The sequence below is a fragment of the Bacillus sp. ISL-7 genome (assembly GCF_018613065.1).
This window is the reverse complement of sequence record NZ_JAGGQW010000040.1, coordinates 45,398-62,582: the sequence shown is the minus strand read 5'-3', so window position 1 is coordinate 62,582 and position 17,185 is coordinate 45,398. Positions and strand designations below refer to the sequence as shown.

General features: G+C 33.5%; 14 protein-coding genes. 4 read left to right on the top strand and 10 right to left on the bottom strand.

Annotated elements, in window-relative coordinates; all coding sequences use genetic code 11:
- Window positions 1-55 precede the first annotated feature (55 nt).
- The 4 genes from J7E66_RS15880 to J7E66_RS15865 all read right to left on the bottom strand — a co-directional run bounded on the left by J7E66_RS15880 (window position 56) and on the right by J7E66_RS15865 (window position 2,610).
- Window positions 56-1,063: an HNH endonuclease gene (locus tag J7E66_RS15880; RefSeq protein WP_215001613.1), complete on the bottom strand. Its 1,008-nt coding sequence runs from the start codon at window positions 1,061-1,063 to the stop codon at window positions 56-58.
- A gap of 22 nt (window positions 1,064-1,085) precedes the next feature.
- Window positions 1,086-1,508, bottom strand: a complete 423-nt coding sequence (locus J7E66_RS15875) for a DUF6884 domain-containing protein (RefSeq protein WP_215001611.1) — start codon at window positions 1,506-1,508, stop codon at window positions 1,086-1,088.
- Window positions 1,509-1,710: 202 nt separating this feature from the next.
- Window positions 1,711-1,821: a hypothetical protein gene (locus tag J7E66_RS32895; RefSeq protein ID WP_215001609.1), complete on the bottom strand. Its 111-nt coding sequence runs from the start codon at window positions 1,819-1,821 to the stop codon at window positions 1,711-1,713.
- Between the two features lie 225 nt (window positions 1,822-2,046).
- The gene (locus J7E66_RS15865; RefSeq protein ID WP_215001607.1) at window positions 2,047-2,610 is read right to left on the bottom strand and encodes a recombinase family protein; all 564 of its coding nucleotides are present in this window, start codon (window positions 2,608-2,610) and stop codon (window positions 2,047-2,049) included.
- 470 nt (window positions 2,611-3,080) lie between these two features.
- Between J7E66_RS15865 and J7E66_RS15860 the strand changes: the two genes are divergently transcribed.
- Window positions 3,081-4,355: a C48 family peptidase gene (locus tag J7E66_RS15860; RefSeq protein WP_215001605.1), complete on the top strand. Its 1,275-nt coding sequence runs from the start codon at window positions 3,081-3,083 to the stop codon at window positions 4,353-4,355.
- 166 nt (window positions 4,356-4,521) lie between these two features.
- On the opposite strand, the gene J7E66_RS15855 is transcribed toward J7E66_RS15860, so the two are convergent.
- The gene (locus tag J7E66_RS15855) at window positions 4,522-5,046 is read right to left on the bottom strand and encodes a GNAT family N-acetyltransferase (RefSeq protein ID WP_215001603.1); all 525 of its coding nucleotides are present in this window, start codon (window positions 5,044-5,046) and stop codon (window positions 4,522-4,524) included.
- Between the two features lie 336 nt (window positions 5,047-5,382).
- Here J7E66_RS15855 and J7E66_RS15850 point away from each other — a divergent pair, with 336 nt between their 5' ends.
- Entirely contained in the window at window positions 5,383-5,874 is a 492-nt protein-coding gene (locus tag J7E66_RS15850; RefSeq protein WP_215001601.1) for a hypothetical protein, read from the top strand.
- A 253-nt stretch (window positions 5,875-6,127) separates the two neighbouring features.
- On the opposite strand, the gene J7E66_RS15845 is transcribed toward J7E66_RS15850, so the two are convergent.
- Window positions 6,128-6,274 (bottom strand): hypothetical protein, encoded by a 147-nt coding sequence (locus J7E66_RS15845; RefSeq protein ID WP_215001599.1) that lies wholly within the window; start codon window positions 6,272-6,274, stop codon window positions 6,128-6,130.
- A 563-nt stretch (window positions 6,275-6,837) separates the two neighbouring features.
- Here J7E66_RS15845 and J7E66_RS32890 point away from each other — a divergent pair.
- Entirely contained in the window at window positions 6,838-7,230 is a 393-nt protein-coding gene (locus J7E66_RS32890; RefSeq protein WP_215001597.1) for a transposase, read from the top strand.
- A gap of 1,136 nt (window positions 7,231-8,366) precedes the next feature.
- Window positions 8,367-10,097 (top strand): Ig-like domain-containing protein, encoded by a 1,731-nt coding sequence (locus tag J7E66_RS15835; protein ID WP_215001595.1) that lies wholly within the window; start codon window positions 8,367-8,369, stop codon window positions 10,095-10,097.
- Between the two features lie 589 nt (window positions 10,098-10,686).
- Here J7E66_RS15835 and J7E66_RS15830 read toward each other — a convergent pair.
- The 4 genes from J7E66_RS15830 to J7E66_RS15815 all read right to left on the bottom strand — a co-directional run bounded on the left by J7E66_RS15830 (window position 10,687) and on the right by J7E66_RS15815 (window position 17,145).
- Window positions 10,687-11,994, bottom strand: a complete 1,308-nt coding sequence (locus J7E66_RS15830; protein ID WP_215001593.1) for a DEAD/DEAH box helicase family protein — start codon at window positions 11,992-11,994, stop codon at window positions 10,687-10,689.
- Window positions 11,995-12,650: 656 nt separating this feature from the next.
- A complete protein-coding gene (locus J7E66_RS15825; protein ID WP_215001591.1) occupies window positions 12,651-13,610 on the bottom strand; it encodes a hypothetical protein in 960 nt (319 codons plus the stop codon).
- 359 nt (window positions 13,611-13,969) lie between these two features.
- Window positions 13,970-15,238 carry a phage lytic cycle repressor MrpR family protein gene (locus tag J7E66_RS15820; RefSeq protein WP_215001589.1) on the bottom strand — a complete coding sequence of 423 codons (1,269 nt, stop codon included), beginning with the start codon at window positions 15,236-15,238 and terminating at the stop codon, window positions 13,970-13,972.
- A 434-nt stretch (window positions 15,239-15,672) separates the two neighbouring features.
- Complete coding sequence (locus tag J7E66_RS15815; RefSeq protein ID WP_215001587.1) at window positions 15,673-17,145, bottom strand: AP2/ERF family transcription factor; 1,473 nt, start codon at window positions 17,143-17,145, stop codon at window positions 15,673-15,675.
- Window positions 17,146-17,185 lie beyond the last annotated feature (40 nt).

The following is a 17,185-nucleotide window of genomic DNA, read 5'->3' as shown; positions in this document are numbered from 1 at the left end:
CCCCTTAAAAACTTAAACATTGCCTACATTTGAAGATCACCATTTTTTATCACATTTATTTACGCTGAGATATCATAAACTTTAATTCTTCAACAGTTAACACATCATCTTTCCGTCTATGTATCATTCTATGGCAATTCGAACAAACAGGCACGAGGTCTTCCTTAGGCTCAATAGTAACCTCTTCACCTATAGTACTTAATGGTTTAACATGATGCACCTCAATAAAGTCCTTCCCCCGCTCACCATAAACCTCTTCAAAGTTGAATCCACAAGCAACACATTTTAAGCCATGAATTTCAATTGCCTTTTTTCTATTTTCTGGATTCCTTTCATATCGCTTACCATAATACTGTTTAACAGCACCATCCTTGTAATAACTATCATCTTCAGCCTTTTCTGAATCAATATCATCTGTAATTACCTCTACTAACTTTTGGCTATTCTCTATCAGATTATTAATCCTATTAAGACACTGAATAACTAAACTGAAATCTGAATCCTGCTGTTCTAATAGCTGTACAGCTTCATGAATGCTTAGTCCTTTGAAAATACCTTTGTGTTTATCTTTTAATCCAATAAAATGAAGTATTCCCATGGCTTGATAGCCACGGCTTTCATCAGGATTCAACCCTATGATATGCTCATCAAGCCAGCGGCGAGTTCTCCCATGAAAAAGAGATTCATAAACTACCCTATCTCTTATTGGGTCTTCGTAAAGATTATATTCACGTGAACGACTTACAGGTTCAAGTGCTGGAACACTTAAAAGATTACCTTCATTTTGATTTCCAATCGTATTAATTTCATTTTCAATGATGCTAAACCCTAAACCTCTAAAAAACCTATTAGTTTCATCTCCACCGCTAAACAATGATGGTGGATATTCTTCACCATTGGCAAATATGTTTGCAATTGAAATAACATATTTAGGAGGATAATATTTACCTTCATAAGAAAGATTGAACCTTGTTGATTCCCTTCTTTCTGGTACTCCTTCACTATCGACCTTTTTAATCGCTTCAATTACATGCTTTTTGGTTATATTTTTTGGTATTGGCATTTGCTAGACACCTCAGTATCGATTACTTTGTATTGGTTGTATAAAAACTTAATTGCTGTCCTATCCCTTTTCCTTGTAGCGGCACATTACATACGATTCCCATTTGTTTAAGAGCAGGAATTAAGTATTGTCGATATTTTTCTCCAGCATAAAAATCTATTTCAGTTATGCCCCATTGCATATTGTGTACTTGCCTTAGAACTATCTCTGACCATGTTTTACGTTCTGCTGCTTTCATATTATTTAGGGTTAAGTCGTATGGATCAATTACATCACGTTGTCTTAATAGTCCATACTTTGCAGACAACACATACCACTCATCGTAATCCCGCTGTTCGATGAATTTGACAGCTTTCTTAAACAAAGTTGACTCTTGATACATCTCTCTAGACGTACATGGATAATTAGCTTTTAATTTAGTACAACTGACTAATGCAATTTTCATAAACAGCCTACTCCTTCAAACAACTTAATAGGAAAATCATACCATAGAAATATTAGGTTTTTGAAGGTATATAAAAAGAGCAGCAATATTTATTTACTACCCTCTTGTTCCTATATTATTTAAATAATAATTAATAATCTTGATATCCATTTTTTCATACTCACATCTTCATTTTACTATTGCTGGATTCTAAACATACATTTTAAGCATTCTGCTCGTTCTTCCTACGTATAAAAGTCCTTTTCGTTATACTTGTCATTGCTTCCACTTCTTTGTAATCAAGTGTCTCAAGCAATTGTAAGGCATTTTTCACCTGCTGCTTGGTATGGATTTGTTGGTCTTCCCTCTTTACAACATTCTGTTTTGCAATTCCTTCTTCCGCTGATTCAATGATTATTTTCTTCTTCGTTTCGAATCATCTGTGACGTGTGGATAAGGGTACATAGGGGATATCTTCCATTTAACCCCATTAAAAGTGTGGAAAATACGCCCCCCTATCATTATCAAAAGGAAAGAGACTCCTCGGTTGGGAGTCTCCTTATAGTTGCTTTGCTTCTAGTTCATTCTTTCTGTTAATTAGTGTTCTTTTCTTTATTCCCGTCATTTCTTCAACTTCTTTGTATGTATGAGTCTTAAGCAATTCTAAAGCATGTAGAACTTGTAGCTTGGAGTGTTTTCTTGGTCTACCTTCTCTGAAATCATCTCGTTGCTTTGCCAATGCCTTACCTTCTTGAGTACGTTCTACAATTAAGTTACGTTCCATTTCAGCCACAGCGAGCAGTGTAGTCAAGAAGAACCTTCCCATTGTTGTATTCTCCAATAGACCAACATTTAGAACATGAACTTTAATGCCTCTGTTGAATAGGTTCTCGATTACTTCAATCCCTTCTTTTGTGTTACGGGCAAGACGGTCTAATTTCGTTACCACCAAAGTGTCCCCGTCTTTTAATACATCAAGCACCTTGTTGAACTCTGGTCTATCTGTTTTAGTACCTGTGAACTTCTCTTTATATATAACCTCGCAACCTTCCGCTTGTAATGCTTGAATTTGAACCTCTAAATCTTGTGCTACTGTCGAGACTCTTGCATATCCATATTTCATGTTATATCCTCACTATTCATCATTCATTTATTGCACTAAGTTAATGCACCTTGTGAAGCCTATTATAGCAAGGTCAATAAAACGGTGCAATAACTTTCAAGTATTTGCACCATTAAGGTCATCTATTAACAAGGGTGCAAGGATGTATGATGAATAGGGTTACATAATCCATCGAAGATTCGTCTCGAACAACATCAGCTTATTACTATGCGGTTTATCACTTTACCGTGTTAAACCTTACCTTTTATTTGAGTCGAGTCGGAAAATTTACCGAATGCTTGTTTGTGAATGAGAGTGGTTTCTGTTTCATACCAAATCTTACTAACTGGACACCAAACATCAGACTTAGCTAAGCCTAAATTCACCATAAGTGGTTATGTGCGTTTTGCTTGTGTCAAAATTCCAACATTAATAGCGAACGTTGTTATATAATCAGAAATATATGGATTGTATCAAGGGAGGAACAGACGGTGCAAATTGCATTAGAAGAAAGAATCACTGCTCATGCTTCATATATAAATATGGAAAATGTTATTCGAATTTTAAATGAAATTGACTCCTCTAATAATTCAAATACGTCAACAAAAGATTTGCAAATGTTAGGACGTATAAATGATACCTTTAGTTTTCTAAAGGATACTTTAGACAAAGCAGACCCATGGTTAATCTCAACAAATACTTTGGACAATATAAATAGTCCAATATCAAACGTTTTAAGCGAAATAAGTAATTACAAGAGTGATAGAAACCAAGTACATTTGAATAATATCTTTAGTTACCTTGAAAATTTACTTGTAAACCTTTCCCAATTAGTTATTACTAAAACTCCAGAGGAAATTGAAGGCGTAAGAAGTTCTATAATTAGATTTAAGCAGTCTGTTGGTCAACATCTATCACACCTTGAGAAAGACGCAAAAGAAGCTTCCTCAGCCTTAACAAGAAATACCGAAAAGTTAAATGAACTTACTTCTTCAATTGAAAGCCAAAAGACTAGAATTGACTCCATAGTTAATGAATTTCAAAGTCAATTTTTGCAAGGGCAAACTCAAAGAAATGAACTATTCAATGATTTCCTTAAAGGAAGTGAATCCGAGTTCAATGATACTTTGGAATCTCGTGATAATTCATTAAAACAACAATTAAATGAACAATCGGATACATTCGAATCTTTAATAGATAATTTTAAATCAAAAATGCAAACTGAACTTGATCAAATTCACGCTATGAATAAAGAGGCTGAAAAGATTGTAGGAATCATAAGCATGAAGGGTCTTGCACATGGTTATCAAAAAATTGCTAATGACGAAGGTCAGAAAGCTTTTTGGTGGAATATAGGTTCTTTGATTTCAATGGTGGCTGTAATCGTATTTGGAGTAGTCTTCCTACTAATGCACAAAGGTGCTTTTGATTGGACTGCTCTCGTTAGTAGAATAGTATTGACTGGTGTAGGAATTACTCTGTTCACCTACTGTGCAAAACAAGCTACAAATCACAGGAATGAAGAACGACGGAATAGAAAAATAGAGTTGGAACTTGCTTCACTTGACCCATATTTAAAAGACTTAGAACCAGAGAAACAAAAAGAAGTTAAACAAACTCTTGTTAATAAATACTTTGGTGTTGAGTTTTCAACTCCAAATACACCACAAAGTCAGCAACAAAATATTACCGATTCAATTACGAATAACCCTCAAATAATACAAGTAATTGTTGACAAGGTGTCTCAGCTGATATCAAAACAATAGATAAAACACTAAAAAGCTTGAGGCTGGTTTTCGTCCTCAAGCTTTAAATTTTTATAATTATTCATACTCTTAGCCAAGGGGTTTGAAGTTATTGCTTACTTCTTCTAGAGTTATAAAAAAAGTCCCTGCTTATTACAGAAACACACCTGTTTGTTGAAGAATGAAACTATAAAATACTCCTAATATCATCCCAACCATATACAAGTTCGGAAAGTTTCTTCCCTGCAATTTCTACTTTAATAGTATCTATTTTTTTGCCGCCAAGTGCTTCATAAAATAGACGTGAACTGTTATCTTCTATGACAAGAACAAGCATTGATTTAAGTCCCATCTCTTTAATTTCATCTATGATTGGTTTAACAAGTGCTGTTCCAATACCTTGTCCCTGATACTCTATTAAAATATATATTGCATATAACTCCCCATCAAACCCATTATATTTACCACTTCTTTCTATTCCACCCGAAGAAAAACCAATTATTTCCCCCTTATTGTTTTCTGCTACATATACACCGCCATCGGGAATGTTATTTATCCATATCTGTTCCCGCTCTTCATATATCAGATTATTCAGATATTCATTTGGAACAATGTTAGCATATGTAGTTTTCCAACTATCAACGTGTACTTTGGCTATTCCTTTTGCATCGGTTATAACTGCTTTTCTAATTTTAATAAACCCATTGTCCATTCATTTCCATCTCCCTCTATATACCAAATTATACCATAAAATTCACCATTCTTCTTCCACAAACCTGTTCATTAACTCAACACAAAAAAGCGTTCCTGTTTAGTACAGAAACGCTAACCATTAGGGAATGTCGCAACAGGCTTACATCATACCCTTAGATTCAATCCTGTGTTTAAATGAATAACTATTAAGAAGCAACTGCGATACACTACTACCATCCTCTAATAGCAAGAGGTCACCTTAAAACACACTAAAATTTTCAGAGCGGTGTGCAAAGATTATTTCAATCTCTTTGGGAATACTATGACAGGATTAATACATTTTGGAGGGATGAAAATGATTAGAAAGATTTTAGCTTTTTCTCTAGTTTTAGTATTGGTTAGTATGGTGTCAATGTCTGTCTTTGCTCAAACCCATAAAGACTCAACTCAACTATTTAGAGTTCCAATTACTAAGGAAACTGGTCAATGGAAGGTTGTATTTGGAAACGTTGAAAAATATGAACCTAAAATGGCAAAACCAAAAAAAGACGTATACGATATGTATAGCTTAAATGTTACAAATATCGGGAAAAGGGTTTATAACGTAAAGATCGAAGGCTTCCGTAATGAACTAAATTCAGTAACTAAGCATGGACTATTCAAAATGGAAGTTCCGAAGGAACTAAGAGAAGTAAGAGACGTAAGTAAATATGAACATGGTCATGTATTTATTCAAAACAATTTTCCTGTTTCGGTAAATGCTAATGAGATTGAGGTTGTAATAACTTGGAAAGAGGATAGTAAAGGAAGAGATTATCAACAAGCCTTTAAATTCATTAAAAAATAAAGCGAGCGATAGGTTATAGACAGTCAAATTTTATGTACCTCAAGAAGGTACGCCATAATCCGCAGCTTACCATCTTGTTTGAACTATCATATTTTATTTTAGTATTAAAGCAGTGGGGAACAGAAAGGGATTTTTATTCTTCATAAACTTTTTTTATGCAAAAAGACAGTAAGCTGGTACGTTGCTCACTGTCTTTTGTTTAGCAGTATTTTGTCTACCTTATTTTACAAAATAACCTCAAGTATACTTGCCGTTACTTCTCTTCTTTAGTATTGACTTGCTTTGCTGCTACTTTTTTTGAGGCAATATTATTAGTCCCGATATTAGCCGCCTTTTCAAGTGCTTGACCTACTTCACCTGTAAAATTCATTTTATGTTCTGGAATTTGTTGATTCTTCAATTATTACCCCCTCCTTCCTCCCTATTATTTTCCTCGAAATCACTAGCTACATACATTACACTTTTTATTAATTCATGCGATTGGTCTGGAATTTCATTAGATTTTTACTAAACAGTACTATCTTAATGGTCTTCAGTATGTCCATTATTTGAGTCGTGTCGGAAATTTACCGAATGCTTGTTTGTAACTGAGTGTGCTTTCTGAATCACACAAATTCACTAATTCAGAACTACTCAACAGGCTTACATAATGCCTCAGATGTAATATTGAGCAAAACAGAGTAGTAAGGGGGATAAAATCTCTTAAGAAGCCACCACGAGCCATTCTGAGTGTTTAAGGCATGCGGACATTAAAGACTCATTCTGCTTCCTCATATATGGTTCTACTCAACACGAAAAAGAACTTGGATGTTTTCCAAGTTCTTTTTAATCTCGTGTAAAACTAAAGAACCGCTGTATATCCCACTTTCCTAATCGCTGTAATAAATTCATAATTTTTGTTAAAGTTTTAATAGAACTAATTTTGTGCTTTATAACAATTATAGAAAGGCTTGGAGGGAACTTATGCTTGAATTATACTCAAACAAATACCACCGATGTTTTCTGCAATATCACATTGCTTTTTTTACTAAAAATAATGTTCCACTCGAAACGTATGAAATTGACTTTATTAAGAATTATTTCAAAAGCGTTTCGCTTAATCATGAATTTAAGATAATGGGATTGGAGTTCAATTTAAATAGTGTGATACTTACTATTAGCTGCCAAACCACTCATTATATTCCAAACCTTATTAAAGCCCTTAAAGGAGGGTCTGCTAGGTTTTTGTATAAGGAATTTCCAGTTTCTAAAATAAATCATGGGAGTAGCCTCTGGCATACCCAGTATATAATTTCAACTGAGAGTAATAAGTTTGAACAAATAATTCAACATCATAGGGAATCCTTAACTCGTTAACATAACTTATTACAGCTTTTAAGTCTAACTACTTAATTCAAAGCTATTTGGAACAGAGTAACTCTTAGGAGTTACTTCAATCCTATACACTGCAACAGAGTAACTTCTCTAAGTTACTTGGTGGTACTGTAAGAAGAGATACTAAATAGAATAAGAGAGACGAATATAGAATAAGAGAGATATGTAACTGCCCCCACGTAGGGGAGCGATACTGATTTCCTCCGTGAACAAAATTATTGAACTATTGGAGAAAGAAGGCTCTAAGGGAAAAGGTCGATATGATTCTCCTAATGGTTCATATTCAGTTCTTGGAGAGTACATTTTGTAGTTAGATAATTAATACCGCTTAAAGCATTAGGAAGGCTTAACGAATATTCTGTGTGTCTGTTGACGTGTGTTATGGACTGTCTATTCACCATACCGCTCCGTTACCACAATACAATAAAAGCGTTCCTGTATTACAGAAACGCATCTGTTACCTTAATAAGAAGGTGAATAAATTCTATCTGTATCAGTATCAATCACAAACTCGACCTTAATATCACAGTCATAGGGAATTTGTTCAAAATTGTGAAGCCTGCAAAAGACATTAGGTAGGTCTTTTATCTCATAGGTTAATTCTTTTGCTTGTAAATATTTTTGTTTTAACTGTTGTTTGGAACACTTTTTACCTGTAAGTAGAACTTGATGAAAATAACCATCCATTTCAATAATCATTATTATCACGACTGGTTGCTAATCAGTCATATAGCTTAGATTTAATAAATTACCCTTATTTTACCATACCTCTTCTTCATACAGATAGGTAAGGGTTTTAATCGCTCCCTATTCCCCCTGTGTAAAAAAGCGTTCCTACTTATTACAAAAGCACTCATTAGCTAAACATAAGACTATTTTTATCAAAATACTTCTTTACCTCTTCAGTAAAACCTTTATCTTCAATCCATTCAAAGGCTTCATCCTCTAATGCTTGAATTTCCTCATTTTCTGTCTCTTGTTCGGAAAAAATAGGTCATTCACCAATCTATTCGACCTAGTAAAAAATACTGATTTTTCCTCCAAAATTCGACATTTTTCTCAATATAAACTTGTTATTATATTCTATGTGATTAAAAATATAAAATGGGGGATTGAAAATGAATAGGAAAGCACTTTTAGCAACTACTCTTGCTGCACTACTTACTGTTAGTCCAGCTACGAGTTTTGCAGAGAGTAACAACCAAACAACTAGCACCACAAGTAGTAGTACAACCACGAAGCAGACTCTAGCACAATTGTCTGTAGCATCAGTATCTCCAGAAAACAAATCTTCTGGAATTCGCCCTGATGCTCCTATAAAAGTTGTGTTGGGCGATGATGAAAAAGCGGGAGTTTTCGAAAGAGGGCGCTATCAGGTTACAATTAATGGTGAACAAGTTTCTAGTACATATGATGTAGGTTCTAGGACTATCAACATCCCGCACGATGTATTTAATAGATACAGTACGTATACTATTACAGTTACAACTGACCAGAAATTTTTTGCTTTCAATTTTAAAACTGGTTCTGAGATTGGAGAAGCTACACATCTTAGTATTTCTCCCGAACAAACAAAGGTTAGAACCACTGATAACGGAAAGATAGATGTAGTTGTTACCGACGATTACGGACAACCTGCAAAAAATGCTTCAGTTAAGGTAACCTCTGACTCTGCTAATCTCTCTGCAACTTCGGTTTCAATTACACCAGAGAGTAACGGAAAAGGAATTATTGAGTTAACAGACCATAAGAAAGAGGTTGTAAACCTAACTGTTACTTCGAATGATGGTATTTATCGTGATGCAGTTAATACCAAAGAAGCGGGTGCAACAGTTGAATTTTTAGCTGGACACCCAGCTAAGGCTATACGTCTAACTGATTCCGTTCAAGCTGGTAAAACAACTGATGTAAAGTTCGAAGTATTTGATCGTTATGGCAACCTAGTAGAAAATGATGAAGCACTAACTTTAGCTTTTCAAAATGAGGACTTTCCAACTTTGCAATCTAGTCCAGCCAATGGAGTAGTAAGTTTCCCATTTGAAGCACCTACAAAAACACAAAGTATAAATGTAGCTTTTAGCGCAGTTAGCAATGGATTTTTGTACATGCCAAGTCCATTACAAGTCGTTCCTGCTGAAGCTTCAAAAGCAACTATTTTATTGTCAAAAGAACAACCATTGAATGCTAGAGAGGAAGTTCATGCCCAAGGACAATTAACCGACCAATACGGTAATATTATAGCTAATAAAGAGATTTCATTCGGTGAACTAGGAACTGCAACCACAGATTCAAACGGAAATTATGATTTTGGATTTACAGTACCAGCAAATTTAACAGAAATTGGTCTTCAAGTTGATGGAAATCTGATTTCGTTATTTCTTTCGAACGGAGAAACAGTTGAGACACTGCCAATTCAAGTTCTTAAAGAAATTAGCCAAGTTGAAGACTTCGAAAATGACTCCAATATATTCAATATCACTGGAAGCTGGTTCAAAACTCAAAGTTCCAATTCTACTACTGCTTTAAGAAGTGCATATATAGGAAATTACGGTTCTTCAAGTAGTGAGTTTACCGTAAGCGTTCCAGAAAATGCAGTAGATGCATCACTTTCATTAGACTACTTGGTAAGTTCCGAACCTTGTTGTGATATTTTTAGTATTTCAATCGACGGACAATTGGTGGTGAACGAAGCAGGTAGTTACTATAGTGATAGTTGGAAAAATATTACCCATAATCTTTCCCCTGGAAATCATGTTGTAATGTTAACATATAGAAAAGACGGTTCTGTTGCTTATGGCTCTGACGCTGCCTTCATAGACAATATAAGACTTTATTATCACTTCAATTAAAAGGAATACCCGCTCAATTTTTTGAGCGGGTCTTTTTGTCAGTTTTTTCATATACTAACCCTTACAGCAACCTTTTTTATTCCTCTTCTTGTAACATCTATATTACTTATTTAAACAGACAAAAACAATTCCTAGCAAACAATAAAAGACAGTTTTATTAACTTGTTTTAAGTTCTTTAATTCCCTTCCTACGTTCAATCATGATTTGTCATTCTGAGCATTGTACAAAAATCCCAAATGATTATAATAGTTGCCGTTCTGAACGCAGTGAAGAACGAGCAACAGCCTGAGGAGGAACTGAGCGTAAGCGAAGTGACGGGCGGGGCTAGCGCCTTCTTTTTCTCCTTTGCATTCTCCTTTGAAAAAGCTTTTAGGCTTGTCAGCCCGTCACTCGTTAGTTCCTCACTTGCTCCTCCCCGACCATGTACTAATCTTCGCTACGCTACGACAGACACATGTATATGACTCTTTTCCATCACTGTTTATGCATTTTATATAATTTCTTCTATAAGAAAAATAGAACAAACCCCAACAACTATATGGGTTCAAAGAATCACTTATGCAAAAAATAACATCTATTAAAAGACAATTATACAATGACAGTGTGGGTTTCCTCCTTTTCAAACCACGCAATAGCTTCTCCATTTAAATACTTCTCTAATAACCCTCTCATTCTACTTGAAGGAATGTATAATTCAATTGGTTCTCCACGTCTTATTCTGCTTCGGAAAAGCCATTGAATTAATTCTGATAACGCCCAGAAATCTTCATCAACATTGACTTTGTGATACTCGAAAAATTTCTTTTCAACTGGATTCATAAAACGATTTGCAAGGTATATACAAACTTCTTTATCGACGTAATCATTAGTTGCTCTAGCCGTTATTTGTACAAACTGTTTCTTTGCTGACTTAGGAGTCAATTTCTTTTCAAAATCCTTCAAGCATGTCCACATGACTTTTTCAGATTTTACCTTGCATTTGTTCCAGTAAAAGTTATAAGCATGACTCTTAATTAATTTAACCATCTCTTTATCCTTCACATTCTCTGTCAACCAATTATGACTGAACGCACCTCTTTTATCGCCTACTACGTTCATATCCTTTTCATTGTATTTAGTCGGGTAATAAATATTGATGTTTTGTTTAAGGATTGCAACATCCTCTTGTGTTGGTTTAACATATGGAATTAACTCAAAGCGACCTGTTTCACTGTTTAATTCCACAGAATTGAAATACATCGGAACGCCAAACATGGTGAAATAATACCGCTGCGATTGACCCCAAAACATATAGGTGAGTATGAAAACATCTTTGAATGCTTTGAATACTGAAACAGGAAATGTCCAAAACATAGCTGTATTATTGAATATCATCAAATTATTTGTCTTGGCTAACCTTTCAATCCGCTTAAATGTGCCATCGTATTTTTCTTTTTTCCAAGTAACAAAACCATATTCATCAACCGTTACGTATGGTTCATTCCCATCATGACCAAGCAATAATTTAATGTCATCTCCCGAAATTTGTGCTTGTACAATGACGTTGGCTACTTCATCTAGAATAAGTGTGTAATTATGATATTTGATAAAAGTTAATGTTGCTTCATCAATATTTGAAAATAACTCATGTGTACTCACAATGTTTTTCCCTTGCCTTACTAATCGTTTTAAACTGTCTAGTTTGGTTACGTTGTCTTTATCCACCTCAGGCTCTGAAAACTTTCTATTTGTAACAGAGTTTTTGATTCTTCTGACTTCAGATAAGAATGGAGTAATAAACATAAATTTTTCTGATTCATCAGACTCATTCATCAGCTGAATTGCCCAAGAAGTTTTTCCCTTTCCGCATGTGGCATCTATTATTTGAACTGCTTCGCCTTTTAATACTTTTTCCAATTTAATTCCCTTTTCTAATGGCTAAGTTTCGCTATTGTTAGCAGCCATCTCGATCAACTCCTTTATGGTGGTTTGCTATAAAAACGAAGCTATGATCTCGGGTTATTACATACTTTGGTTGAGTTATCCTTATAAAAACTCTGTACCGAATCGACCTATTAAGGATAAAACCTTAGTACCCCGATTCGGGTACAGTTTTTTGTACTTGATTCGATAGAGTTTTATTGGTATTTAGTGACATGAGGCGGTTCAATATGTGCATTAAAACTTAGCAACCATTTTTAGTGCTATTTTACGACAAAGGTAAAGAGCATTGGGCTACAGCGCCACGTCATTCGCTCATTCTTCACTCATTCCCCCTAGCCGAGGTGACCACTTAGCGTAGACCGCTAAGTGGCGCACCTTACAATAAATTAATCTTTTGCTTACGCTACTTTTTTGATTTATTTTTGTTAGTTACACTTTGAAAATCCATGTACAAAATAAGGATAAAATGGAACTTCAGAGCCTCAAAATGCACGTTCCATCCTTATCTTCTGGAAAAATTACAGCACCAACATGTGAACTTTTAGGTGCTATAATTTAAAGTAGTAGACAAAAGAAATGATAAATGATGCACATTAGTTATTTGCAAAACCTTTGCCCAATAACACCAATTAAAGACTAAAATTGTTCATCCAGCTGTTTTTATCTAAAAGACTACTATCACTCGCCTTGGCTTCTTTAATAAAATTAAAATTAAATTTTACTTTAATCTCAAGATTTCCGCACCCCTCTAGGTCATCTATTGTTTCAACAGTAAGGTTAAAAGGATTATCAAAATAATTTTCATTTGGAATTAAGTCATTTATCATACCATCGTATTCCCCACCTGAAATCTTTTCCATTAAGTCCAATAGCTCCTCTTTCACATGATTTGAGTGAAAATCATAATCAAATTCATCAAGCTTAAATGAATAAAAACTTACCACTTCTGACTTTATTAGAGTAAATAATAGTTGTCTACTAGTCTTAATTTCTTTTAATTCTAAAATACTCGATACTTTTTGAGTGTTCTTTTTTTCCATAACTGTTTTTCCTCCATTGTTTTTAAGGTATTGAGTTTGTCCATCAGCGTAAAAGTAACCTACAATTTGATCTTGGTTATCTTCTTCTGAAATATCACCAATTTCTTCACGCTCAGATTTGGTTAATAAGTCAAACATTTCTGGAGTGAATCTTCTTTCATTTTGTACATTATCACCTGTAATCTCTTCAAAAACCTTCATATTATAGAAAGAAACCCAGTTCACTAATTCTTCTAAACTAATAGAATTGAAGCCAAATTTGATTAGATCTTTTTTGATAAAGTTGTATTCTGGATTTGTTTTAATTTCCTCTGCTAGCTTTAATCCTTGTTTGTTAAATGTTTCCATAGTTAAATTACCCCCAATTGATTTATCGTGCTTGTTTGTTCTTGCTGATATGATAGCAATTGTAGATTGTGAGTCTACAGCAGTTGACTGAGGATTTTCCTTTTCAACTTCTACCAATACATCCTGATCAGTCTCACCCTCTTGATCCACTTTAATAATTTCTTCTTGTTGTTGTGATTTCATGATTGTTAGTTTATTCATAAATATTTACCTCTTTCTATTTTTTTGATAACATAGTTGCAAAACTTTAGTTTAATTGAAAGTTTATCTTTGTTACCGAAATTGTTCCCATATTTCCCCTCTTTCTTCAACTGAACCTACTGTGTTTTTTATTTTAGCTTCCTAACATACCTTTTCTACAGATGCCTTATAGATTTAAAAAATGTTTTTTTTATTTCGAGTACACCATTTCCACCTTAAATATAGTTTACTTTATTCTTTGAAAAATTGCAATACTTTAGTTTAATTAAAGTGATTAAAATTTTTTTCAGCAACATCAATCTCTGTAATAAACCTAAACATACTTCACCTCCTTTGTTCCTTACAATATATATAAGTTATTATTCAAGAATTTTATTCGCCTTTTCAATACGTGCTTTCAAATAGAAATACGCAGATTCATTATCGCTAATATTAAACCTTTTAATAATTCTTTTACATGCTTCATCAACCGTTACCCCTTCTAATTCCATTAACTGTTTAGCGTAATAAATTTGCCCACTATATGCAATATTTGTTGCATTCAAATAGGGGTAGTCTGCCACCTCTGCAATACGTAAGATTCTATGAGCAACATTCTCCCATTTTATTTGATAATTATTACGAAGCCCCCGTAGAATATAGTCACTAACTGCTATCTTATAATTACGGCTACTATTTCCTTTTATGCTTACATACTTCTCATCGAAGTCCATTGCTCTTTTAATCATTAATTTTGTAGATGCGCTTATAGGTACTTGTCTAGGAGGATATACTTCACCAGAATCCTCATTAACTAATTGTGGAATATTGATAATCATCTCATCGAAGTCACAATCTTGAATTCTGATATTTCTTAGCTCAAGGAATTTATTTTTGTGACTGACTCCGTCAAATATTAGATTTAATATAACACCATCTTGGGAATTTTCAGCATATGCTGCAAGTGTATCTATTTCTTGTTTTGTGAAGAACATATTTTCCTCTGCTTCTTTGTTTAAGAATCGAGAGATTTCTTTACTTTTACTGTATAAACTAGCCACATTTCCTTTAGACTTATCGATTTTTCCCTCTTTAATTGCAAAGTTTATATACTGCTCTAAAGAAGAAATCGAACTTTGAAGACTTCTAACAGTGGTTGCATTCAACTCCTTTAAAACTAATTCAAAGCTGTGTCTATTGAATTCATAAATGTCTTGTTCATTATATCTTTCAAGCTTACCAATTTTGCCAAATAAACTTCGTACAACTCTTTTTGTTTCTTCTGAATAACCCTTACCCTTTACAGTATGATCTGCCAAAAACTTCTCTTTAAACTCTGGATTGTATATTTTTTGCTGAGTCTTTCCAATGTTGGCCATTATAGCTGCAGTTTGTTTGTAATTAAATGGATTTAATTTTTCATCCTTTGTTTTCTTGTATAAAAGAGCTAAGAATGAATACATCTCGTTATTGCTTAATGAGAAAATATCCTTAGTTCCGTTAAAAATAGCTTTGGCAACGTTTGGTTCAATTACAGCTGACAATTCTTTTTCAATTCGATTTCTTAAAACTTCGATTGAACTGATATCATGAATTGTTTTATTTATAAACTCTTTTTCCTTCTTTAACTTGTCATAGCTTAATTTCATCATTTCCTCCATAAATTTAGTTCAATATTTATTTTGCTTAAACTCGTTAAGCTTTTTCCACAATATCATACCTTTACGTAAATGCTGTTGCAATAATTTAGTTTTATAAAACGGATAATATATTAGATATATTACATTCCCTTTTATGAAATTGCAATACTTTATTTTAATATTTTTTGAAGTTTTCCTTTTTCTCTTTATTCAGTCTTCATAACGAGTCGATATTGTTACAGTTTATTTAGTTAAATGATTGATCTGTTTTACCCTTATGCCCCTGTTTTATGCTATCCTACTCCTCCAAGTTGCTTATTCTAAGTTCTTTGGATTGGGTAAGCACTATCAAAATAAACAGAGGTGTCAAAAAAATTTATTTCAATTATGAGAGCAGCCTTGTGACTGCTCTTTTAACTTTTTGAATCTTTAATTTATATTGGTTAAGGCTTAGTAATATTATTTTTTATTAGAAACTGGTTGTATGCTTTCGCAGCCTCTTCCTCCTGAACGAAATATCCAATATGAATTCTTTCGCCTTTCCAAAGAACAGACGCACACCATTTCTTATCTCGTTTATTATAAGATACCCCCCGATACTTAGATGACGTTATTTTCTGTTTGGGTACATAACTTAGTTTTTCTTGAAGGTGTTCATCAGTTAGTTTATTTAATTTAGCTTTATCACCAAACACCTCTTCAGCTTTATTGTTATAAGCCACTGCCGCTAACCATTCTGTTTCAAATGACCCGATATATACCCTTTCCTCAAGACTTTTAACTCTAATTCTTGCTACCCAACGTTTGGTATACTTTTCGAAGGTTACTCCAAAATATCTTGATGCTGTATTTTCTTTTAAAGAGTGAAATTTATTTCTATATTCATAACCTTCGGGCTTATCATTTTCATCTAAACGGTTTATTGTTGTTGTTGTATTCTCTCCATATACTTCTATTAACATTTTATTACACGCTTCAGCGGCCTCATATTCACTATTATATCTACCAATATTTTTGTAATTCATCTTTCCCCCACATGGAATAGGAATACTTACCTGCCATTTATCCTGACTGGAGACATAACTAACATATTGATATTTGGAACTCCTATTATTCTTATACGGGAAGTACTTTTCCTTTGTTAAAGAAGAGGAAAAGTTAAAGTCTAATTTTTTATTATTGTAATCGTTTAGAAAAGATTTAAAATCTTCTATAGTTGCATTGTCACCATAAATTGTATGGAATTCTTTATGTAAGGATTTTTTTAAAGGTATCCCCAGTGGATATTGTTTATGTTTTTCTATGAACAAGTACTCTATTTTAGTTAATTCATCTTCGCTGTAATCACTAATTTTTTTGTGTAATTTTAAATTAAGTTCTTTTATTATTTCATCTACAATAAGGTTTAAACTATATAAGTGGTGAACCTCCAAATCTTTAGTTTCACCTGTAATAATACATTTGTAATCATAAGACTTTAAGCTTTCGATTTTCCAAACATTTAATCTTTGTCTTAAATACGTTTGTATCGGAGTTTTCCCCCCCTTGTAAAAATGACTCTTTTCTCCTTTTTGTCCTAATACTTGCTCTTCTTTGCTACACCACTTACACCCAGAACCTTTTCCATTTCTACCATGTGTAAAGTTAGCATAGGTAATATCTTGTGGTCCTTCAAAATTATGCTCATCATTTTTTCCACAATAGAAATACAAGTTTTCTGTATTATTTTTAAAGGTTTTTGATAATAAAATTAACCCTCTTTTTTTGAACTCATTTGTAATTTTTTCTATAGGGGTTCTTCGTTTATCTGCTACCTTTCTGTTTATCTCTGCTACCTGCATATAATTTTTTACACCATATTTTCGCAAAGAAATATCTTCATTTTTTAAACCTTGATGCGTTGGACAACAGTCCATTTCGACATTTCTTCTACTTCTATTGTAATTATTATATTGC